Below are 22,726 nucleotides of genomic sequence, written 5' to 3' on the forward strand. Positions count from 1 at the left end.
AAACTCCTGACCTCGGAACTCGACAAGATTTCCCCTGAAAGGGTTGCGTCATTGACGTCCTACGATTTCATTCTCGAAGCCCTATTTGGCGCAGCTTCATATTAAAACGGTATAAGTAGAGTTAGCTCACGGCTATTTAATCAAATGTCATATTAATAGACCCAAAAATGGTCTAAACCATTCATACAGATTTCAGAAACTCATGGGGTCTGTACGAATTACTGTAACCCGGGCACAACCGTATTCAACATCCATTCACGTAGCAGGCCGTTGACCTGGCCCGGAACTTCATCATGGGGACAGTGCCCTGCATGCAGGTAATGCTCCGTCAAATTCGGATAATATTGGCGGAACTTGGCCCCTCGGGTTCGCGAGTTCATCCACGGATCCGCATCACCCCATAACATGAGCAACGGGCATTGCATTTGGCTCAGCAAAACGTCATTGCGCTCTCCCTGAGGTGACTTAAATACTGAAGCAAACACCTGGGGAGCACCCGGATCACAAGAGGGACGATAAATATCGTCTATCAATTCATCGGTAATGACACTTTTATCTAAATAGACTTTTTCGAGAGTACTCCGGATAACCGATTTACGGCGGACATATTGGAACAAAAGGAAGCTAGGCAACGGTTGTAACAGAAGCGATCGCGCTACCTGCCCAAAGGTTTGCTGCAAGGGGTGAGGAGGCCTCTGGGGCTCAGGCTCTGTAAACGGGCCAGCACAGTTCAGCAGAACTAGACCGGCTGCCGACTCAGGCCGTTGAGCGGCTACACACAGGGCAGCATAGCCTCCAAGAGAGTTCCCAGCCAGCACTACCGGTTGCCCAATAACCTGGGTAATAAAGTCATGGAGTTGGTCACGCCAGAGGTTGCCACTGTACTCCAAAGCAGGCTTGGCTGAACGCCCAAACCCCAACATATCAATGGCCCAAACCTGAAAATCGGACTGTAACCCTGCAATATTTTTGCGCCAGTGGTCGGTGGAAGCACCAAACCCATGCACAAGCAACAGCGGCGGGCGATCGCTCCGAGCTTCTCCAGCCTGAACGTAGTAGATGGAATGTCCCTGCCATTCCCAGGTTTTGCCGTGGATGGGAGCGATCGCCGTTTGCATAACCCATATGTAAAGAAGTATTAAATTCAGTATAGCGTCCCTATTTCTTCAAAGTTGCCTCTCCAATTTTCTTCCCCAAGCGCTTTGCAGACTCGCCAACGGGGGTGATGGAAGGCTAAAGCATGCCTCTGGAATTAAAGGTTTAACGACCTCCAAGACATAGGATTTAAGGGGTCTTTTCTTATAGGGCTGAGTGCTATATGGCAATACCAAACGAGTTGTAAGAAAGGGTGCGGCCGAAGCCCACATCCTTTCTTACAACTCATCTCATAAATGATTTAGGGTTTCCTTAAAGCGCTAGAGATCGTTCCAAATGACTCTTCACGCGCTATGCGTATGAGGACCATTGGAAGCAGCCTTTTACAGCACTTTGTGATTGAATCAGCCACGGTTGTTTTTGTGAGAGCCTTGCGGAGCGAAGCTCTCACAAAAACAACCAGATTTTAAAGCACCGTTCTTGATAAACCCAGAGGATTTATGCAACGAGGTGGGTGAGGGCAAAGCCCTCACCCACCTCGTTAGGTATTCGTTTTATGTTTATGCTTGCTCTGCAGCGGCTTTGCGCTTACGACGAGCAGCGGCGAACGCGCTAGCTGCCATGGCTGTACCAACAATCGTCATGGGTTCGGGTACAGGATTCGCACCAACTACCTTGAAGTCAGGGCCATTGTAAAGGCTGCTATTCTTAACGCTCGTCAGGCGGAGACGATTGGTGTAACCACCCGCCAGCTTAAGCCCCAGAGAACCAACGGCTTGCACTTCGTTGATTTCAGTCGTGTTGATACCAAAGCCCGCGAAATTGAAGCCTTGACCAGGACGGCTGTTTAGTAAGTACTCAGCCAGGACAGTATCACCTTCACCTATAGCCTGCACTTTCAGAGCACTGTTCATACCACGCTCCCAGAACAGAAACTCATTCATGGCTTTCCCGAAGGTGACATCGATGGTGAAGCCACCTCGATCTTCGGTGTCGATGATGCTGTTCAAGTTCAGGTTGCCCAGGCTGGAGACGATGCTGGCATTGGATGCATCTTCTTGAACAGTTCCGTAATTGGTCACGGCGTCACCCCGGTCAGAGCTGGCTGCACCTGAATCACTGACGCCAGGAACGCGGGCATCATTCTGCAGAATATTTGCCCCGGTCACTGTGTAGAAATCACTGGTGGTTTTACCACCGGTTGTGATGGATTTCAGCATCACATCACCTGTAGGAGCAGAGCCTTGCCATTGAGTGCTGAACTGGAACGGGGAAAACGAAAAGCCTAAAGCTTGAGCCGGTGCTGTTCCCATCGCCAAAGCGCTTCCGGCAGCGAGACTCATAACTGTCAGCAGTTGTTTGATTCTCAGCATAATAATGTCTCTAAAAGAGGTGCCTGAATAGTGTGGTTTGGTGTCGGTTTGTGGCAAGGTTCGTGGTAGATGAACCGTCTGAAGCACTTCAACCTCAACACTGCTATCCTAAGCAAACCCAAAATAGATGTCTCTAGAAAATCTATTGATTTTACTGCCTCTTCAATAAGGCCCAATTGATTGTTAAAGATTACCGCTAAATAATATCCAAAAATGAGCTGAACATAGGTCAGACAAGGGTTTTGGCATTTTTAATAACGCAATGAAGTAGCAAAAAATAGATGCTTGTAATTTCACGGATAAAGTGTAACGAGATAGGTTTTGCGATCGCCCCATAGCTTGCAGCAACCGTACTTCCCCATAACATTTCCCATCTCAAATTTTCTCTGCAAATTCTAAACAGTAATGCAGAGCAAAACTATTGCCACAATGAAACTAGCCTGGGTCTAGGCCAGAGTAGGCTGACGCCCACCAACAGGGCACTTCAACAACTCCAAACCCTGCTCAAAAATGTCGTCGATCGCCATCATTTGACCATCCGTTGTCATGAATTGGTGGTCAGCAGTTGCGCGAATGATGGTGCCATCATCCAGTTGATATTCGTACACCGATTGGAGACCACGGAGATGCCATTGGGCGATCGGTTGCGTATAGATCAAGCCCTCATCATTCATGCTGTAAACGGAGCATTTCAGGCCACGTTCGACAATTTCGCCGATGGGTATGGGGCCATACTCTACTGTCAAAACTGGGGTTTCGTAGCTAAGGCAGTACTCCGCGAACAGCACCATCTGATCCCAAAGTTCTGCGGCTACCTTTTCCTCAATGCCTCGCTCCTGAGCCCCTCCAACAAATTGAGCCTGGTGCTTTTGCATTTCTGAAACTTTCTTCTTACCCATCGCTCGCCGCAGCAGGTCAGCCTGTCCCAGGGTATAGCCCGCCATATCCTGGGCAATTTTCATGATCTGCTCCTGGTAGACCATGATGCCGTAAGTTTCTCGCAGAATCGGTTCCAGCACCTCAGCGGCGTAGTCAATCTGCTCTCGACCATGCTTCCGGTTGATGAACTTGGGAATTAGGCCCGCATCCAACGGACCGGGACGGTAGAGGGCGAGAACGGATGAAATATCCTCCAGACCGGATGGCTTCAGATCGCGCACAATTTGGCGCATCCCCGAAGATTCCAATTGGAAGATGCCTTCTAGCCAGCCCTTCTCCAGCAGCTTGTAAGATTCAGGATCATCCAGGGGAAGGCGATCGAGATCGATAGTCTTGTTGTGGTAACGCTCGATCAGCTCGACCGCTTTCTGAATCATGGTGAGGTTCTTGAGGCCCAGGAAGTCCATCTTCAGCAGACCCATGGCGTCGATGTCTTCCATGAAGTACTGGGTGATCACTGAGCCCTTATCGTTGTATTGCAGGGGTACAGCTTCATCCAGGGGCGTGTCAGAAATCACAACGCCTGCCGCATGAACCCCATAGGTCTTGTTTGTTCCCTCAATCCGCATGGCCATGTCGATCCAGCGGCGATAGGTGACAGGGGGATCGGTATTGGGGATGGGTTGGTCAGAGTCGTACTTCTCTTTGAACTCGGGAGCGGCTGTCTCATCCGAGATCATCTTGCTGAGTTTGGCGGGTTTGCCTCGCATGACGGGAATCATCTTCGCCATACGATCAGATTCCCCGTAGGGAATATTCAGCACACGGGCCACGTCCTTCAGAACCGCTTTGGAGGTCATGCGGTTGAAGGTGATGATCTGGGCGACGTGATCCTTGCCGTATTTCTCCGTCACATATTTGATCACCTCGTCACGGCGATCGATGCAGAAGTCTGTATCAATATCTGGCATGGACTTCCGCTCGGGATTGAGGAACCGCTCAAACAGCAAGCCATGATGTACCGGGTCGATGTTGGTGATCCGCATACAGTACGCCACCAGGGAGCCCGCCGCCGAACCCCGACCTGGCCCCACAGGAATGCCCTGATCTCGCGCAAACTTGATATAGTCCCACACCACCAGGAAGTATGTGGAGAAGCCCATCTGGTGGATAACATCTAGTTCAAATTCAAGGCGATCGCGATACTCCTCCGACACCTCCTCCAGACTGCTCAACCCCAATCGCTCCACCAAACCTTCGCGAGCAATCTTCGTGACGTAGGTTTCGGGAGTGTAGCCTTCGGGGATGGGATAGTTGGGGAGACGGGGCGAGCCGAGGATATCGTAGCCTTCGACTTTTTCAGCAACTTCAAGGGTGGTGGCGATCGCCCGCTCAACCACATCCTCAGTCAAGTGATCCCGGAATAACTTCCGCATCTCATCGGCAGATTTCAGATACTCCGTACCGCTGTAGCGCAGCCGCTTATCCTCAGAAATCAACTTACCTGTCTGGATACAGAGAAGCGCGTCGTGGGCCTCTACGTCGAAGCAGGAGATGTAGTGGGAATCGTTAGTACAGATATATTTGATGTCTAACTCTTCCGAGATGCGAACGATTTCTACATTCACGATCCGATCTTCGGGAGAACCGTGATCTTGCAATTCCAGGTAGAAGTCGTCGCCAAACTGCTCTTTGTACCAGGTTGCCACCCTCCGGGCAATCTCCGGGCGACCCTGCATGATGGCTTGAGGGATCTCGCCGCCCAGACACGCACTGGTGACGATTAAGCCTTCCTTGTACTGCTCCAGCAAGTCCTTATTAATACAAGGGCGCGAGAAGATCCCTTTCCCCTGAACCCCCTGTAGATGGGAGAGGGTCGTCAGTTTAACCAGATTCTTATAGCCCTGGGTATTCTTCGCCAGCACCACTTGGTGGTAACGGGGGCGGCGCTCCTGCTTGGTGATGTCGCCATTGATGACGTACATCTCATTGCCAATGATGGGCTTGACGTTGCCGTTGTTCTTGCAAACCTTCAGCAGCTCGATCGCCCCATACATCACGCCGTGATCGGTGAGGGCGATCGCAGGCATCCCTAATTCCTCAGCCTGTTTCACCAGAGCTGGCAACTGACTGGCTCCATCGAGCAAGCTGTAGCTACTGTGAACATGCAGGCCAACAAACGACATAAACCAACGCCCAACAGGAATGAGCTAAGAGTAACCGATTCTAGCTACTATATCTAGACTCTTTTCGGTTTTTCTTAGAAAACTGGCTCCATATTTAGGGCTATCAAAATTCCCCAGTAAAACGTTTCTTCTTATTACTAAAATTCATGTTTATACAGTACTAATGTATCAAGTTATTAGGATATTAGTAAGGCCGAAGGCAACGCCTTTATGAATCTGCTAGCTAGTGAGAAGTGGCATTACATATGGCAGATTCACGCGACACTCGACGCCCATAACCCGAACTCAGGTTAAATCAATTCACAAATCCTGACAAATCTCAGGAATCCTTTCTTCCCGGCAGGAAGGTTAACCTGGGTAGTAGTTTGATTCAACCGGATGCTGTACCTATGCGATCGCGACTAATAGATGTGCTGGCCGCCTTCAATAACGTTTACAGCGGTTGGATTTGGTGGAACTTATTTCTCGCGTTTATTCCTCTCGTTCTTAGCTTTTTGCTGTTTCGTCGCAAAGCCATTGCTCAGCCCTGGTTATGGGGTTTCTGTGGAATAGTCGGCTTTATTGGAGCGATTGGTTTTTTTCCCCGTTACCGCCATATTGTGAGAGCCGTGGGTAATGTCACACAGTCGGTACTGGCGGGTGAATTCTCAGCTCAAGTTACAGTCTTTTGGCTATTTTCCCTGTGTATCATCGCTTCGATGCTGAGCATTTGGCTATACAAACGGCAGCGCAGCTTTCGGACATTCCTTTGGTGGATGGGTCTAGTGGCATTTATTGCCTTTCTACCTAATGCACCTTACCTATTGACCGATGTTATCCACCTGATTCGAGGCACAAGTTCTGGGCAAATTCCTGTCTGGGTCATTGCCATTGTTTTTATTCCACTTCATGCCACCGCTATTCTGTTAGGCTTTGAAGCCTACGTCATTTCGCTTCTCAACCAGGGCTATTATTTGAAGCAGCGGGGGGCAGAACGCTGGATTGTACCGGCAGAGCTCATCATGCATAGCATGAGCGCGATCGGTATCTTCTTAGGCCGTTTCATTCGGCTGAATAGTTGGGATTTGGTTGTCGATCCAGGTAGCGTTTTAGTAGTGGCGGTCAACACCTTGACAGCTCGTAGACCCGTCGCCGTCATAATCGTTACCTTTGGAATTTTGACGGTTCTCTATTGGATTATGAAGCAAATTACTTTAGGACTCAGATTACGCATTCGCTATGCCCGCAAGGGTATACATGTGTTGGAGTGAATTCATTGGTATTCAAATAACCTCAGTTTGGGTTAAGGGCTTTTTCGAGTGCCGCGCGAAGCGCGGCACTCGAAAAAGCCCATTATTGCGTGCGCGACGCGCACGCAATAATGGGCGGTTCGGCTTATCCTGAACTGACGTTCAAATAGAGGAGGTGATAGGTGCAGGGCACCTATCACCTCCTCTATTTGAATGCTGTTTAGATATGGGATTGTTGTGAGAGGGGCATTAGTACCCTCCCAAAACAACCACATATTTAATGGTTTGTAGAGTTATTTCGCTTTAGGAGCATCTTTTGCAGAACGGCGCTTCCGGCTTGGAGCAGTAGGAACCGTTTCCGACGGGCGGGCGGAGGATCTACCATTTTCTTTGGCAATCGGCACAGTGAAATGGAAGCGACTGCCGCGATCGCGCCCATCCGATTCGGCCCAGATCCGTCCTCCCATAGCCAGAATAATCTGGCGACAAATCGCTAAACCCAGCCCTGTACCGCTGGCCGTACGACGAAGTGCTCCCTCTTCCTGGTAGAAGCGGTCAAATACGGCCTCCAATTGGGTTGGTTCAATGCCACGCCCGGTATCGGTAATGGTCACTTCTAGCATGCGATCGCCATTCGGATGAGCCTCAATCACCACCTCTCCCTCAGGCTCTGTAAACTTGCACGCATTATCGAGCAGTTTGGACAATACCTCCACTAGCCGTTCCCCATCCGCTCGCACCAGAGGCAATTCCTCTGATACCTGCGCATTAATTTCGGGGAGTTGCAGTTCGTTTTGTCGGGTCTTAATGCTACTTAAAGCCAGGCTGACGCATTCTCCAATGGCCAGAGGTTCCAGGTGCCACTCGACCCGTCCACTCTCTAACCGTGACAGCGTGAGGAAGTCCTGCACCAATTTGCGCATCCGCTCCGCATCGGTCAGAGCCGTATTAAGCATCACCTGACGTAACTCCAGGGGCATATCTGGCTCACTCGCCAGGCTCTCCAAACAGATCTGAATCGTTGAGAGGGGCGTACGCAGTTCGTGGCCCGTGATCGCAATCAGGTTGCTACGTGTTCGGTCCAGAGCCTCTAACTGTTCGTTCAAATCTCCTAAGTTGGCATAAGACTCCGCCTGGATCAGGGCGACCCCCAATTGATTAGCAATTGCCTCCACCAGACTCTGTTCTTCCTCAGACCAGGCATGAGGTTGTGGCATACAGTGATGTAGCTCCACCACACCCAGTAACCGCCCCTGATACACCACGGGCACTAACAGCCAGGAATAAATGTGCCATTGTTCCAGGGTAGGTTGCAGAGGAGTAAGTTCTAGAGCAGGATCCGCGATGGTGTTGGCGATCGCCACCGTTCGTCGTGTCTGAGCCACCTGCTGAAAAAGAGGATTTGTCTGCAACGGCCAGGTTTGCCCAAGCAGGGAAGGAATAGTCTCCTCGCGGCGAGCCTCATAGAGAATCTGGGCTGTAGCATCACTCGCTTTGCAGCGGTAGACAATACAGCGACAAACGCCCATCGCTTGCTGCAACTGCTGTACCCCTACCCGAAAAATCTCTGCCGGATCAAGGGACTCGCGAATGGCCATGACAATAGAGTTGACCAACCGTTCCCGACGCTCTTGACTCGCCATGGAACGATAAGCCTTTAACAGCTTATATTGCCCCGCCTGGAGGTGCGTAATCAGCCGTTGAACAAAGGGATCCGCGGCAACCTCTGCCGCTGGGGGTGCCGTTTCTCTCAGCTGGTCTTTAGCGTCAGCAATTTTAGCTTTAAGGTCAGGTCGATACGCCTGGATTCGCTCCAGCAAAATTTCAGCAGCCTGACAACTGATTTGTCGATCAAACGTCCATACGCCCTCAAAACGTCGGTTCTGATCCATCGCCTCCGGGCCATCCGGAGCATAAAATCGCTCTCGACAGATGAGGCAGGCCGCATAGTTAGACCCAATGACCACTAGGTGCCATTCCTGAGTCAGTTGGTCATCGGGCTCAAAGGCGATGAGCTCATAGTCCTGGGGGCCATCCGTAAAGCTGGTTTCTGGAGCCGCCAGAACATAGACCTGCGAGCTGAGGGTGGCAATACGGCGATAGCGATGGGCTTCCTGGCGATAAAATCGCTCTTGCTGGAAATTAGCAATCACCAATGGGTGCCCCGCAGCCGCCAACACCTGATCTTCCATCGCATGAGAGAGGGCCGTCAGCGAAGACTTGAAATACAACTGAGGACGGAGGTGAGGCGATCGCTGCAATAGCTCGTCTAGAACCGAGGAGGAGATACTCATCAAAAGCGTTATGAGGGATCCAAACGGGGGTTTCAGTACAGACGCAATATCCCACTCCCATTCTCAGGCAAAATCTCGCGGTTGTTTCTTTAAAAATGGGTATTCCTTATTTAGGTTAGACTTGGAGCCGTGAAACCCTGGTTCTACATGCCCAAATCAGGCCTCAGGAGATTTCCAACAATGAAATTACCCCCAGGATGTTGGTGCTTTGCCCGCTTCGCGGGCAAAGCACCAACATCCTGGGTAGATTCTTATGCAGAAATCTCCTAACCCCTTCTCGCTTGAGCCAGACACAGGGAATCTGCCCTAGCTTTCTAATAACTCTCGTCGCAACAAATCTAAGGCTGTACAAGAGCTCAGATGACGAATAAAATCCCGTTTGCGATGGGCACCAAACTGGAAGCGATCGCTCTTCACCCCACTAGGCCCAGCCAAACCGATATAGACCAAACCCACAGGTTTCTCGTCTGTGCCGCCATCGGGCCCAGCTATACCTGTAATGCTTAAACCCCAGGTTGTGTTGAGGCGCGATCGCACCCCTTCTGCCATTTGTTGGGCTACAGCATCACTGACAGCCCCATGAGTTTCCAGGTCAGCCTCAGAGACACCCAACAGCCCTACTTTGACAGCATTGTCGTAGGAAATGACACCCCCCAGGAAGTAAGCAGAGCTACCTGAAACAGCGGTGAGCATCTGGCCCAATCCACCTCCGGTACAGGATTCAGCAACTGACAGGGTTTGTCCTGCTTTCAGTAGCAAGCGACCTACTACAGAAGATAGGGTATCTTCGTCGGAACCGTAGTAGTCTAGACCGGCGATCGCCTGTAACTGCTGTGCGACAGGCTCAATTAGTGCCTCGGCCTCCGGTTCTGAAGCAGCCCGAGCCGATACCCGTAGCCGCACCTCTCCGTGGCCGGCATAGGGGGCAACGGTGGGATTCTCCAACTCTAAAAATTCACCAACCTTTTCAGCCAGAGTGGCCTCCGCGATGCCCCAAAACCGCAGCATAAGGCTGTGGATGAGCGTTTGACCGTAGCCACGCTGTTTGAGAAAGGGCACTGCCGTCGTTTGCCACATGGCATGCATCTCGGACGGCACCCCTGGGAAGGTCATCAGGATAAGGTTGGGTTGGGGTTCCCACAAAAGGCCTGGAGCCGTACCGAGCGGATTAGGTAGCACATCCGCCCCCACTGGAAGAAGTGCCTGCTTCCGATTACTGGGAGCCATCTCACGCCCCCGAGCCGCATACTTACGGGTAATATCTTCCAGGACTTCAGAGCGTTCGGTCAGAGGGGTGTCAAAGTAGGTGGCGATGCCCTCTGTCGTCAGGTCGTCTGGGGTTGGCCCCAACCCACCGGTGAAAATCAGAATGGAGGAGCGTTTGGAAGCGACCTCGATCGCATGATGCAATCGGGTCATATTGTCCCCCACGACAGTTTGGAAGTAGTGGGGAATCCCTAGTTGGGCCAGTTCTCGGGCGAGAAACTGCGCGTTCGAATTGAGGATATCACCCAAGAGCAGCTCGGTGCCTACACAAATTACTTCTGCCCCGGAGGGAACGGTCGTCATAGCGGCCTCGTCTGAAACAGTTGAGCGCAACCTGATGGAATCGAGATGGGATGCAATCTACCACTGAGATTGAGCAAAATTCAGGAGCGGACCTGCTTGCGCGCTTTCCAGGTCGCGTAACTCAGCAGGGCAGTTCCAGCGATCGCATAGGCTAAACCACTGGGAATTCCTGACAGCGCCAGCCCCAAACTCCCAACCCAAAACGTCAGGGAATAGATAAATAGTACGGTCGTCCGGTGGGGGAGCCCTGCCTCTAACAAACGGTGATGCAGGTGTCGCTTATCCGCAATAAATGGAGACTTACCGTTGCGCAATCGGTCTAAAATAACCGCCGACATATCAAGGATAGGAACGGCCAAAATCACATAGGGCAGCAATACCGCTACGGTCGTGACACTCTTAACCAGCCCCACAATACCGACACCCGCTAGAGTAAAGCCGATAAAGTACGCACCTCCATCTCCCATAAAGATTTGGGCCGGATTAAAGTTGTACCGCAGGAAACCGAGGGCTGCCCCAGCCAGAGATGCCACCACCAGTGCTGCTGCGGGCTGGTTCATAAATAGGCAAACAATGAGCATGACAACGGCAGCAATGCCTGAAACTCCAGCCGCTAAACCGTCCAGACCGTCGATCCAGTTAATCGCGTTGGCCATTCCCACCAGCCAAATCACTGTAATGACCATGCTGATCGCTGCAGGCAGTTGCACCAGCCCCATGAAGGGTATGGTGAGGAAATCAATGTGCACCCCTGCGGACCAGGCGATCGCCGCTACCACCACCTGAAACACCAACCGCACAAAAGGTGATAGCCCAAACAGATCATCCGCCAGGCCAATCAGGAAGAAAGCGAGGCCACCCAGGGTGACACCCCAAATTTCATACTCCTTATCAGGGGGTAATACGCCAAATCCACCCATGCCCCAAACGGTCAGCAACGCCACAACCGTTCCCAGGAAGATAGATACGCCCCCCAACCGCACGATAGGATCCTGGTGAACCTTACGGCCACCCGGCAGATCCACGTAACCACTCCAAAGACCAATTTTTTTAACGATCGGTGTACTAACGAGCACAACCGCCGCCGCCATCAGAAACGCTAAGATATCGTACAAAAAATGATAATGATGAGGCTGCATCGGAAAGGGGTGGGTTTAGAAAGGAAGGGCTGATGGTAATCCTTTAGATCAATCCAGGAAAAGCGATCGCCTCGGGGTAATTTTGACGCAAGTTTAAGATCTTGTTGAGGCAAAATTTTTGAAATTCACTTTTCCGGGTTCATCCCGGGGTAGTGAAGCCACACGTAGCTGGCCGATAGGGTACACAGAAGCGATCAAAGGAGAGGAGAAGCTGAGCTGTAAATCTAGAACGGTAGTTAGTATATCTCCATCACCTTCAGAAAACGTAAAAAAATCTTGACAGCTCAAGGGCAACCCTTTAACCGGGCGTTGCCAAGGTTTCAGAAAGGCTCAGGAGCAACCATCGCGTTGTAACTTCTTAGAAAAAGGGTACCTTGCTGTGGTAGCAAGGTACCCTTTTTCCTGGAAAGATAAACTCAAAGCAAAAAGAGAGGGCGGATGCGAAGCACCCCACCCTCTCTTACAGAAACTCTAGTCGTTGCCATCGGGGCGATGATTGCGGATCTGCTCAGCTTCGGGGCAATCCTCCGAAACTAGAGGCTCTACATCTCCGCGAGGCACCGTTGCCAATTTCTGCATGACGGAACCAATACTCTCAAGACGAATCATCTCCTCCCAGGAGCAAATTTCGTCCTCCTCTTCGGTTTCGTAGCGAACGGTAACCAGATCTCCCTCAATGTCTAGGATCCGAGCTCGCTCTAACCATCGCTGCTGGTCCCGCAAGAAAATCCAGACTTCGCGACCGTCACAACAGAATTGATAAATCTTGCGGTGTAGCATGTGTTGCTTCTCCTGAACGGACAATGCAAAAACGGGAAAAACCAGGGACTCCCCTAAGCTATAGAAGGGAAATACCTGGTAGAAGTGAGGAACCACAGATCAAGGAAATCTACACACCACCGTATCAGCACCAGATTTTTTTTGACCCAGGGAAAGAAGGCAGTGCCCGGTGGCATGGCAGGAGGATTTAATGGCTGTCTACTCATATCGTCCATAGTCTCAATAGACAGCATTCCCTGATTTGATTCTGAATCAAATGTACCCGATGCGAGAAAAGCGTGATCCCATCCATTAACGCTCCAGGATGTTCTGCAAAAAAGTGCATCACTTTGGGAAATGTTCGGCCTTTTGACATCATTCAAGCACAAATACCGACCAGAATGCAGAAACATGATGGAGATTGGTCGGAGGGGTAGCTTGATCAATGGATACCTCCCCATTTTAGCGATTCCGCCCGTGACTATGCCGGAATAGATACACAATTCCAGCAATTTATACTCGTAGCTTGCCGCGCCACAGAAGATCCATAGCTTTAGAACCTTAACCTGAACTGAAACTTCTAATTACCTGGTCTTTAGGTAAAACACTTACTGTTGTAAGCGGCAATACTAGACGGCAGAGTTGAGTTATGCTACAGCCTTTTCCCCTTGAAGTCGCTCCTCAAACCGATATGCGTCACTTATTGGAGCAGGTCTATCAGGGGAGAACACTACACCCCTTCCGCAGTGGCCAGGACATTCCTCTCTCGCCACATGAAATTTGGGTCGTTTGTCGGGGTGTTGTTCAGTTAGGGACACTCTACGACACGGGAGATGAGTCTTTGCTAGGCTTAGCCTGCCCTTCAATGCCCTTTGGTCTGCCGCTCACGCTGATTCGTCCATATCATGCGGTAGGGCTGACAGATGTGGATCTAATGCGGTTGACCTGGGTGGAGGTTGAGCAGTCACCACTACTAACCCAAGGCATTTTTCAACAGACCTCCCGACGACTTCGACAAACCGAGGCTATTCTGGCGATTGTGGGCTATCGACGCGTGGAAGACCGGCTGCGACATCTCCTGCTTTTACTCAAGCAGGAGATTGGGCAGACGATACGAGAAGGCACCCGACTGGGAGTCAGGCTAACCCATCAGCAGCTCGCCAGTGCTATCGGCACGACTCGCGTCACCGTCACTCGTCTGATTAGTCAGTTTCGGGAGGAGGGTTGGCTGAGTATTGACTGCGATCGCCATATCATCCTCTCCCCCATCGCCACTTGCTGATAGACCTCCTGCATGAATCGGCTTTTGAGAGTATGAATCGTTGCCCACCGAAGCCGTGCAACGATTCATACAAGAAATCTAATCCCTGAGCCCGTTTGGGAAGATTGCTCTTGAAAGATTTTCCCAACAGTTTTAAGGACAAGGGTGGAAGCAAAGCTTCCACCCTTGTCCTTAAAAGGAAGTGCACGGTACAAAGTACTGCGCACTTCTTGAAGTATTAGGCCATCACCATACCACCATCAACATTGATGGTCTGCCCTGTAATGTAAGCGGCCGCCGCATCAGCCGCTAAAAACCGCACAACCCCGGCCACATCTTCGGGCTGCCCAAACCTGGATAGGGGAATCATCTTCAGAATGTCATCGCCGTTGAGACCATGGGTCATGTCTGTCGCAATGAAACCCGGCGCAACTGCATTGACGGTGATACCACGGCTGGCAACTTCTTTTGCCACAGCTTTAGTGAAACCGATAACCCCCGCCTTGGCCGCACTATAATTGGCCTGGCCTGCGTTGCCCATTTCTCCCACAACCGAGCTGATATTGATAATCCGCCCCGATCGCTGTTTCAGCATAATTTTGCTAATGGCACGGGTGCACAGGAAAACGCCGGTTAAGTTGAGGTCGATAACGGCTTGCCAGTCATCAGGCTTCATCCGCAGCAACAGGGTGTCACGGGTAATTCCGGCGTTGTTGACGAGGATATCCACCCGTCCCCACTTCTCCATCACGGCTGCGACAAGGGCATCTACCTGATCTGCCTTGGAAACGTCAGCTTTGAGGGCGATCGCCTCTCCCCCCATACCCGCAATTTCAGCCACGAGTTCATCCGCTGCCGTGGCAGAGCTGGCATAGTTCACCACTACTTTGGCCCCTTCCGTCGCCAGGGCCAGGGCGATCGCCCGACCGATGCCACGGGATGCTCCGGTTACCAGGGCCACCTGGTCTTGCAATCGCTTCGCAGATTCGGTCATCAACACACCTCTCAGGATCACCTCAACGATCAGTCGACTTGCAGGAAATTGCCGTTGGAGAACCCCAAGCCACGGCTGCAAGAGCAGCGGCAACGTAGGGTTTGGCTACATCCCAGCAAAAATCGTCCTTCGCTATCTTACGGCATTTGGATCCCTCTAATGTTTTGAACGAGGGCAACGGCATCCTCTCTCCAAACCTCAGAAGCAGAGGCCTCCTTTACCGTCGCTTTGTGGCGGTAAAAGGTTTTTGACAGCGCGGTATGACCAAGCCGTGCTTTAAGGCAGAACCTAAAGCATAGGTTCACAGAACCCTACCCATTTGGGTACGATCGCCCCCACAGCCGAATTTTTCTGCCCTACCATAGGAGACACGACCTTACAATTAGCGAGGTTAGCATGGCGGTCAAGCAAGAATTTTCTAGTTTCGAGTCGCTGATCACCGATTCCGATCAGCCTGTTCTTGTGGATTTTTACGCTAACTGGTGTGGCCCTTGCCAGCTCATGGCCAAGATTCTAGAAGAGGTTAACCAATCCCTCAAGTCTCAGATAAAGATCATCAAGATTGATACGGAAAAGTACCCAGAGTTAGCATCCCGTTACCATATCTATGCACTGCCTACCCTAGTGCTATTTAGCCAGGGCAAGCCTGTAGACCGGATTGAGGGGGTTGTTCCGGCCCATCAGTTGATTGCCCATCTTCAACAACGGCTGCCAAGCTGACCTATACTTCCGTTTATTTTGGTTACAGCGAAAAGAGAGCTTAGGTAAACCCCAAGCTCTCTTTTCGCTGTAACCAAAATGTATCAGACGCTCGTCTTATTGGGCTTTATGACCCACAACCTGAGGAATCTACGGGCAAGCGGTTGAATTCTCTCCCAATTACTTGAAAACTAGCGTGCGATCGCGGAAGGGGTAACACCCCTAATCCCTTACTCTGAGCTTGATCCGTTCAGTGTAAGAAAGTTTCGCTATCCTAAAGCATAGCCTTGGGGATATGACACTGAGCCCTTCTGCCCCTGATTTGGGTGATCGTCACGCTAAGGCCTAACGGTCAAGCCCAGTACCAGAGCGCTTTTTTCCTAAAGGTGCAGAAGGACTTACCAGGACGGATCAACAAGTGGCCCTGTTACCGGACGAAACGGCAAGTCTCATCCAAAATGGCAATACCGCTCAATCCTGGGCTCGCCAGCGGAGAGCCCCCGTTTATTCCATTCAACCCCCACTGAATGACCTGCTCACCCTGAGAACTAGGGAGGGACATCTGATGACACCAACAAGCTATGCCCATCTCATTCAATTTCTGCGGGAAGAACTGGGTGTACCAGATGCCGCCATTTCGATCGCTCAGCGGCACTGTGAACAAGATCCTGGCCCGCTCCCTATGGTGCTGTGGCAGTATGGCCTGGTCACTTTAGAGCAGCTTGATCGAATTTATGACTGGTTAGAAACCGCTTAAGCCCAGTTTGGTTGATGGTACGTGTGCGCAGATGTACCCGAACTATCAACCTCCTTCCTCAATTTGCATCCGCAATTTGGCGAGTTCAGGATCTTCAGGAGCCGCAGCGGGAAGACTGCCAGAGGTAGAACCTCCGAGCAATTGGGCCTTCATGGAAGCCAATTCCGCGTCCACATTGCCGCTCTCAAGGGAAGCAAAGCGGGACTCTAAAGAGTCAGAATTGAGCTCAGCGATCGCCTCCGAACGGGCTTCCAACTCCAGCACCTTTTCCTCCATACGCTCGAAGGCAGCAATGCTGTTGTTCATGCCCGAATTGCCCAACATCTCGTTCAGCTTCTCTGAAGCTTTTGCCGAGCGGGCCCGAGCGATATACATATCTTTTTTGGTCTTGGCCTCTGCCAGCTTTCCTTCCAAGGTCACCATGTTTTGTTTCATCTGGTTGACAATGGAATTTTGCTGCTCCAATTGGGTTTTGAGAGCGGTGGCCGTATCCTGATAGGTTTTGCGGCGCGTCAACGCTTCCCGAGCCAGGGTTTCTTCGCCCTTCTGTAAGGCCAGTTGTGCCCGCTGATACCATTCCTTGGCGGTAGACTCTGCCTGGATTTGCTGACGTTCGGTGCGCTTTTGGGTGGCGATCGCCTGGGCTACTGCTTGCCGCAACCGAATCAGATCCTCCTGCATATCCAGCACTGTTTGCTCCAGGATCTTCTCTGGATCTTCAGCTTGACTGACCCAGCCGCCTAACGTGGCGCGAATAATCCGTGCGATGCGATCCAATAGTCCCATACGACGCTCCGCCTGCTACATGCCCCATTCAGGATTAATTTTCGCTCAGTAATACCGATCGAAAAGTTAATACTTGCTCCCATCCTAACGTACCCACTCATCAGTTCTCCGGGGATGAGAGACAACTCCTACTAAGCCGTGTTAGATAGCTGGGGCTTCCAACTCAGCCATTCCCACGTTTTCTTGAGAATTGAGAGGAACACCCGCCGCTTCACAATAGAGCCTAGCCACTTTTTGAGAATCACCAATCATCTTGACGGTGTGATCCTCAATCCACATGGCGCGTTCGCAAATCTGCATCACGCTATTAACCGAGTGGGTCACCAGCACCATCGTGACTTTGTTGTTCTTAAATTCCATCATCTTTTTGATGCATTTCTGGCGGAAGCGGATATCACCGACCCCCAGGACCTCATCGATCAGCAGAATTTCTGGATCCAGGTGAGCCACCACGGAAAATCCCAGTCGGGCCAGCATCCCATTGGAATAAGAACGGATGGAGCGATCGATAAAATCACCCAGCTCAGAGAATTCTACAATTTCCTCCAGGCGGGCCATCACTTCGCGCCGAGTTAAGCCCATGAGTACGCCGTTGAAAATGACGTTCTCACGCCCCGTCAGGTCTGGATGGAAGCCAGCCCCCAGAGCCAGAAGAGGGGAAATACGACCCCGCACAACAATCCGCCCGGAGGTCGGCCGCAACACCCCTGCAATCAATTGCAAAGTTGTGCTTTTTCCAGCACCGTTGTGGCCGATGATGCCAAACTGCTCCCCTTTATAAACCTCAAAGGAAATATCGCGCAGAGCCTCGTATTGGTTCTGCTGAAACGATTTCACGTTGCGGGGTAGGTTAAAAAGTAGGTGTTTAATCCCTCGTACATGGTGGTAAAAGGGATAAGACTTCGACACCTGGTCAAATGCAATAACGGGCTCTCTCATGCCACTTCCGCAAAACGATAGGACAATTTGCTAAATACCCAGTAGCCCAGCCCTAGAAATAGCAGGGCATAACCAGCGCTAATCGAGACATACATCCAGTCAAATTGACCGTTCAGAATCAAGTCACGCCAGCTAACCATGAGGGGAGCCGCTGGGTTAAGGGGGAGAAGAACGAGGTAGCGATCGGGAATTAAATCGACGGTATAGACAATGGGGGTAAAGAAAAAGGCAAACTGAGCGATGATTTGAGCAACCCGTTCAATATCTCGCAGAAACAGGTTGAGGGCCGATAGCATCAGGGAGATGCCATAGAGCGTTGTGGTTTGAATCACAATGAGCAACGGCAATCCATAAATCCAGTTTACCGTCGGCATCCGATGATAAAAGAAGAGCATCAACACGAGCACTGGCACTGAAAACAGGAAGTGCAGCATGTTGTTGAGGGTTGCGGCCAGCGGAATTGTGCTGAGGGGGAAGCTGACCTTACGAATAATGGCCGATGTACTAATAAAGTAATTGGGTGCCGTTGTAATGGTGTTGGCATACCACTGCCAGGGAAAGAGCCCGGAGAGTAACACCAGAGGGTAAGCCTCCGTGTTAATGCGCATTACAACTTTAAAGGCGAAGAAGTAGACAAAGGCAAAGGCCAGAGGATTCGCAATCGACCAGACGTAGCCCAGAACGTTCTTCTTGTAGCGTACCTTCAATTCTTTTTGCACCAGAAGCACCAGCAGATCCCAGTAACTCTCCAGGCTGCGGCGATCGCCCCATTTTGGTATCCCAATCATGCGTCTGATTCTGCCTCGTTCACTACATATCACACCACTGATCTCTGTAACCCGGACAAGATTACAGATCACCTAAGCTACTCACGCAGGAAAATTAGAACATTAGGGGCAATGTGTATCTCCCGCACTTTCAGCGGATCCGCAATTCTCCCTAGACTGGCGGTCGCAAATACCTAACGTATCGATTCTTAATCCACTAAGTAAGATTACCCAGTGAATCAAAAGTTCATGATGATAGTCTACTGTAACAAGCTTCCCCTGTTGAAATTTGGTTCCTTGGTGCAAATTCCATGCTGACACCCCTCCGAAAGTTTCCAAAACGGATGGTTGCGGACTCCGTCGCAAATCTATTTCGCCCACGGGCTCCCCTGGCTGAGCCTGGTAGCAAAGCTACAATGCTGCCCCAACTGGATGATAGGGGATACGTAGTGCCTTTGACCTGGGCTGCGACGACACCCAATAACCCTGACGCCAACCTTGGAGATGCCCTCAGCCCCATTATTGTCAGTGCTTTATCTGGCTTACCAATTGCTTATCACCGCTTCGAGTCGCAGACGGAACGGCTCGCCTGCGTAGGCACCATTGGCCATAAGTTTGTGGGGGGAACCGTTCATTATTGGGGGACGGGGTTTAACCCGGCTCGGGGGCCAAAAGATGCACCAGGGCTTTATACAATTCCTCCCGACACCACCGTGAAAGTTCACGCCCTGCGAGGGCCGGCTAGCGCACGAGTCTTTCAAAAGTTTGGCATCGAAATCCCTGCTGTTTACGGTGACCCCGTCTGGTTTTTACCCAGCCTTTTTCCTGGGGCCTCTCAGAAGCGCTACGACCTGGGAGTTGTTGTTCATATCTCGGAACTTCAGGAATCTCGCGCCCATGCACCTGTGCGCCCTAATTTGAAGCGCTATTGGATTTCCCCGACCATGGAACCACAGGTGCGGTTCTTTAATACCTTCGTCACTCCCAATAGTATTGAGGCGATCGCCAACTTAATTGACGAAATTACGGCTTGCAAGTGTATTGTGAGCACCAGCCTGCATGGTCTGGTCATTGCAGAAGCCTACGGCATTCCCTGTGCTTATCTCCACTATCGAGGCAAAGGTGGTGACGTGATGTCGATGATGTTCCCCCAGACGAAGATTGACTACCGCATTCGAGATTTTTATTGGGGTATAGGGGCAACCCAGCGCTTTGTCTATCGGCAGGACAGGCACCAGCGGACCAACTGGGAGCGGGTCATCGAGGTTGTCACCAAGAATTGGGAACCGATCGAATGGTCACCAGACGCTTTTCTAGAAGCGTTTCCACTTCCTCTAGCATTTAACCCTCTGAGCGGAGAGCCCTTTCAGGGGCACTCGATTCTCTCAAAAATTCGGTTATAGGCATGAAAACGGCAGTTATCCACGAATGGCTTGTCACCTATGCAGGGTCTGAACAGGTCTGTGAACAGATGCTCCAGACTTTTCCAGAGGCTGACCTGTTTAGCCTGGTAGATTTTCTGTCCGAGGAGCTACGATTTTTCATTCAACATCGCCCTGTTACCACATCGTTCCTGCAAAACTTACCCTTTGCTCAGGGGCACTTTCGTAAGTATTTGCCGCTCATGCCTCTGGCGATCGAGCAGTTCGACCTGGAGGGATACGACGTAATTCTGTCAAGCAATCATGCGGTTGCTAAGGGGGTACTGACCCGAGCTGACCAACTCCACATCAGCTACATCCACACCCCCATTCGCTATGCCTGGGATTTGCAGCAGCAGTACTTGCAGGGGGCGGGGTTGAAGAAGGGGGTGGGGGCGATCGCCGCAGCGATCATCCTTCACTACCTGCGGCTGTGGGATCTGGCGACCGTCAGCCGAGTGGATCACTTTCTGGCAAACTCTCACTTTGTTGCCCGCCGAGTGCAAAAGACCTACCGTCGGGACGCAACAGTCATCTATCCTCCCGTCTCGGTGGATCGGTTTCGACCGAACCCGGATCGAGAGGAGTTTTATTTAACGGTGTCCCGATTTGTGCCCTACAAACGGGTAGATCTGACCGTAGAAGCCTTTAACCGACTGGGCTTACCCCTGGTGGTCATTGGGGATGGGCCGGATCGGAAACGGGTGGAAGCGATCGCGGCTGCTAATGTTCAACTGCTGGGGCGACAACCCGACGATGTCGTGGAAGATTACCTGCAACGCTGCAAAGCCTTTGTATTTCCGGCAGAAGAGGATTTTGGCATCACCGTTGTAGAAGCACAAGCGGCAGGCGCTCCAGTCATCGCTTACGGTAAAGGGGGTGCAACTGAAACGGTGATTCCCGGAAAAACTGGGATCCTGTTTCCACAACAAACTGTCGAATGTTTAGTAGAAGCTGTACAGTTCTTTGAAACACAAGCTCAATCCTTTGATATAGAAGTCCTCCGTCTCCACGCCGAACGTTTTGCTCCCGATCGCTTTCGGCGAGAGTTTTTTCAATTTGTTGACCAACGGTGGACAGAATTTCGGTGACAGCATGGCATAAATTTAAAGCGTGAGGAGTAGTAATTAAATTTAATGCAGCTAGACCGAGCTTCAAGACCTACACTGTCCGGGCTGCGCGTTTCAACGCGATCAGCACCGACAGTTGCCGTCACCATCATGACCGATTTGCTAGCCCTGGGTACTGCTGGGCTAGTGAGTTTTTGGGTGCGCCTGCTGCTGCATGGAAACTTTGCACCGACCCTATACTGGCAGCTCCTACCGGTTTCAGGTCTCTTTGTCGTCGCTTATGCGGCTTCGGGTCTATATCCTGGCGTAGCGATCAGCCCGGTGGATGAATTGCGACGTGTGAGCATTTCCACCAGTCTGGTCTATTTCGTTTTGGGGTCAACCGTATTTCTACAAGAAGAGGGCGAAGTTTATTCCCGGGGTATTTTTCTAACATCCTGGTTTCTATCCATCGTACTGGTACTGGCGGGTCGTGCCTTGAGCCGCCATTTTTTTGCCCGACAGCGCTGGTGGGGCTACCCGGTGATCATCCTGGGAGCCGGAAAAACTGGGGAGATGGTGGTTCGTACACTACAGCGCCGCCCCCGGATCGGGCTCAAGCCTGTTGCCCTCCTGGACGATGACCCCGAGAAGCACGGTTCTCTCTTAGACATTCCTGTTTTGGGAGGACTGGAGCTGGCCCCAACGATCGCCAGAGCTCGCCATATCCCCTACGCGATTGTGGCCATGCCAGGGGTACCACGCGAGCGGCTCCTCAGCCTGCTAGAACAATACGGTCAAACCTTTGCCCACCTGCTGATCATTCCCGACCTGTTCGGGTTCTCTAGCCTCTGGGTAGCCGCTAAAGACATGGGAGGAATTCTGGGGCTGGAAATCCGGCAACAGCTCTTGCTTCCCGGTCCACGTCTGATGAAGTTTCTCATCGATCGTTTGACGACTCTGATCGGTGGGCTTTTTATTCTGCCCATTTTTCTGTTAATTGCTCTGCTTATTCGCCTGGATTCCCCTGGCCCCATTTTTTATCGGCAGAGCCGTATTGGACAAAATGGCCAGCTATTCAAAGCGTGGAAGTTTCGCTCTATGGTTCAGAACGCGGACACCGTCCTGAAGGATTACCTCAACCAGCATCCTGAGCTACGGGAAGATTGGGAATTGAATCAGAAACTGCGGAATGACCCTCGTGTAACACGGGTTGGGCGATTTCTGCGGCAAACTAGCCTGGATGAACTTCCGCAGTTGTGGAATATTCTACGAGGCGAGATGAGCTTAGTAGGGCCACGTCCTATCGTCACGGAAGAGATCGAGCGCTATGGTGACAAATTTTCCCTCTATACCAAAGTGACGCCGGGGTTGACCGGGTTATGGCAAGTCTCCGGACGCAACAACCTACCGTATGAGGAGCGGGTCAACCTGGATGCTTATTACGTCCGCAACTGGTCAGTTTGGCTCGATCTATACATCCTGATCCGCACCGTTTGGGTGGTTATATCGGGCGAAGGGGCGTACTGA

The 22,726-nt window shown here is 51.4% G+C and carries 18 protein-coding genes; 7 read left to right on the forward strand and 11 right to left on the reverse strand.

Annotated elements, in window-relative coordinates; all coding sequences use genetic code 11:
- Positions 1-218: 218 nt before the first annotated feature.
- The 3 genes from NDI52_RS15765 to NDI52_RS15775 all read right to left on the reverse strand — a co-directional run bounded on the left by NDI52_RS15765 (position 219) and on the right by NDI52_RS15775 (position 5,533).
- Positions 219-1,118 carry an alpha/beta fold hydrolase gene (locus tag NDI52_RS15765; RefSeq protein ID WP_190770950.1) on the reverse strand — a complete coding sequence of 300 codons (900 nt, stop codon included), beginning with the start codon at positions 1,116-1,118 and terminating at the stop codon, positions 219-221.
- A gap of 537 nt (positions 1,119-1,655) precedes the next feature.
- Positions 1,656-2,468: an exosortase-dependent surface protein XDP2 gene (locus NDI52_RS15770; RefSeq protein ID WP_190770949.1), complete on the reverse strand. Its 813-nt coding sequence runs from the start codon at positions 2,466-2,468 to the stop codon at positions 1,656-1,658.
- Between the two features lie 446 nt (positions 2,469-2,914).
- The gene (locus NDI52_RS15775; protein WP_190770948.1) at positions 2,915-5,533 is read right to left on the reverse strand and encodes a DNA polymerase III subunit alpha; all 2,619 of its coding nucleotides are present in this window, start codon (positions 5,531-5,533) and stop codon (positions 2,915-2,917) included.
- A 365-nt stretch (positions 5,534-5,898) separates the two neighbouring features.
- On the opposite strand from NDI52_RS15775, the gene NDI52_RS15780 reads away from it, so the two are divergent.
- Complete coding sequence (locus NDI52_RS15780; protein WP_242035658.1) at positions 5,899-6,783, forward strand: DUF1361 domain-containing protein; 885 nt, start codon at positions 5,899-5,901, stop codon at positions 6,781-6,783.
- A gap of 272 nt (positions 6,784-7,055) precedes the next feature.
- On the opposite strand, the gene NDI52_RS15785 is transcribed toward NDI52_RS15780, so the two are convergent.
- The 4 genes from NDI52_RS15785 to NDI52_RS15800 form a co-directional block, all read right to left on the reverse strand.
- Positions 7,056-9,056 carry a DICT sensory domain-containing protein gene (locus NDI52_RS15785; RefSeq protein ID WP_190770947.1) on the reverse strand — a complete coding sequence of 667 codons (2,001 nt, stop codon included), beginning with the start codon at positions 9,054-9,056 and terminating at the stop codon, positions 7,056-7,058.
- Positions 9,057-9,362: 306 nt separating this feature from the next.
- Positions 9,363-10,625, reverse strand: a complete 1,263-nt coding sequence (locus NDI52_RS15790; protein ID WP_190770946.1) for a competence/damage-inducible protein A — start codon at positions 10,623-10,625, stop codon at positions 9,363-9,365.
- Between the two features lie 80 nt (positions 10,626-10,705).
- A complete protein-coding gene (locus NDI52_RS15795) occupies positions 10,706-11,764 on the reverse strand; it encodes an MraY family glycosyltransferase (protein WP_190770945.1) in 1,059 nt (352 codons plus the stop codon).
- A 471-nt stretch (positions 11,765-12,235) separates the two neighbouring features.
- Positions 12,236-12,544 (reverse strand): DUF6679 family protein, encoded by a 309-nt coding sequence (locus NDI52_RS15800; RefSeq protein ID WP_190770951.1) that lies wholly within the window; start codon positions 12,542-12,544, stop codon positions 12,236-12,238.
- A gap of 628 nt (positions 12,545-13,172) precedes the next feature.
- Here NDI52_RS15800 and NDI52_RS15805 point away from each other — a divergent pair.
- Entirely contained in the window at positions 13,173-13,805 is a 633-nt protein-coding gene (locus NDI52_RS15805) for a Crp/Fnr family transcriptional regulator (RefSeq protein WP_190770944.1), read from the forward strand.
- Positions 13,806-14,022: 217 nt separating this feature from the next.
- Here NDI52_RS15805 and fabG read toward each other — a convergent pair whose 3' ends face one another.
- On the reverse strand, positions 14,023-14,778 hold the full coding sequence (gene fabG, locus NDI52_RS15810; RefSeq protein ID WP_190770943.1) for a 3-oxoacyl-[acyl-carrier-protein] reductase: 756 nt from the start codon (positions 14,776-14,778) through the stop codon (positions 14,023-14,025).
- 396 nt (positions 14,779-15,174) lie between these two features.
- On the opposite strand from fabG, the gene trxA reads away from it, so the two are divergent.
- Complete coding sequence (gene trxA, locus NDI52_RS15815) at positions 15,175-15,498, forward strand: thioredoxin (protein WP_190770694.1); 324 nt, start codon at positions 15,175-15,177, stop codon at positions 15,496-15,498.
- A 544-nt stretch (positions 15,499-16,042) separates the two neighbouring features.
- On the forward strand, positions 16,043-16,234 hold the full coding sequence (locus tag NDI52_RS15820; RefSeq protein ID WP_190770714.1) for a DUF2949 domain-containing protein: 192 nt from the start codon (positions 16,043-16,045) through the stop codon (positions 16,232-16,234).
- 45 nt (positions 16,235-16,279) lie between these two features.
- On the opposite strand, the gene NDI52_RS15825 is transcribed toward NDI52_RS15820, so the two are convergent.
- The 3 genes from NDI52_RS15825 to NDI52_RS15835 all read right to left on the reverse strand — a co-directional run bounded on the left by NDI52_RS15825 (position 16,280) and on the right by NDI52_RS15835 (position 18,747).
- Positions 16,280-17,020: a PspA/IM30 family protein gene (locus tag NDI52_RS15825; RefSeq protein ID WP_190770695.1), complete on the reverse strand. Its 741-nt coding sequence runs from the start codon at positions 17,018-17,020 to the stop codon at positions 16,280-16,282.
- 141 nt (positions 17,021-17,161) lie between these two features.
- Positions 17,162-17,959, reverse strand: a complete 798-nt coding sequence (locus tag NDI52_RS15830; RefSeq protein WP_190770696.1) for an ABC transporter ATP-binding protein — start codon at positions 17,957-17,959, stop codon at positions 17,162-17,164.
- Positions 17,956-18,747 (reverse strand): ABC transporter permease, encoded by a 792-nt coding sequence (locus NDI52_RS15835; protein ID WP_190770697.1) that lies wholly within the window; start codon positions 18,745-18,747, stop codon positions 17,956-17,958. Before NDI52_RS15835 ends, NDI52_RS15830 begins: the two co-directional genes overlap by 4 nt.
- Positions 18,748-19,037: 290 nt before the next feature.
- On the opposite strand from NDI52_RS15835, the gene NDI52_RS15840 reads away from it, so the two are divergent.
- From NDI52_RS15840 to wbaP, 3 genes are read left to right on the forward strand one after another with little or no spacing between them, the layout of a single operon-like run.
- A complete protein-coding gene (locus NDI52_RS15840; RefSeq protein WP_190770698.1) occupies positions 19,038-20,129 on the forward strand; it encodes a polysaccharide pyruvyl transferase family protein in 1,092 nt (363 codons plus the stop codon).
- 2 nt (positions 20,130-20,131) lie between these two features.
- A complete protein-coding gene (locus tag NDI52_RS15845) occupies positions 20,132-21,238 on the forward strand; it encodes a glycosyltransferase family 4 protein (RefSeq protein WP_190770699.1) in 1,107 nt (368 codons plus the stop codon).
- Positions 21,239-21,283: 45 nt separating this feature from the next.
- Positions 21,284-22,726 carry an undecaprenyl-phosphate galactose phosphotransferase WbaP gene (gene wbaP, locus NDI52_RS15850; protein WP_190770700.1) on the forward strand — a complete coding sequence of 481 codons (1,443 nt, stop codon included), beginning with the start codon at positions 21,284-21,286 and terminating at the stop codon, positions 22,724-22,726.

It is taken from the genome of Leptolyngbya sp. PL-A3 (assembly GCF_039962325.1).
GTDB lineage: Bacteria > Cyanobacteriota > Cyanobacteriia > Elainellales > Elainellaceae > Vacuolonema.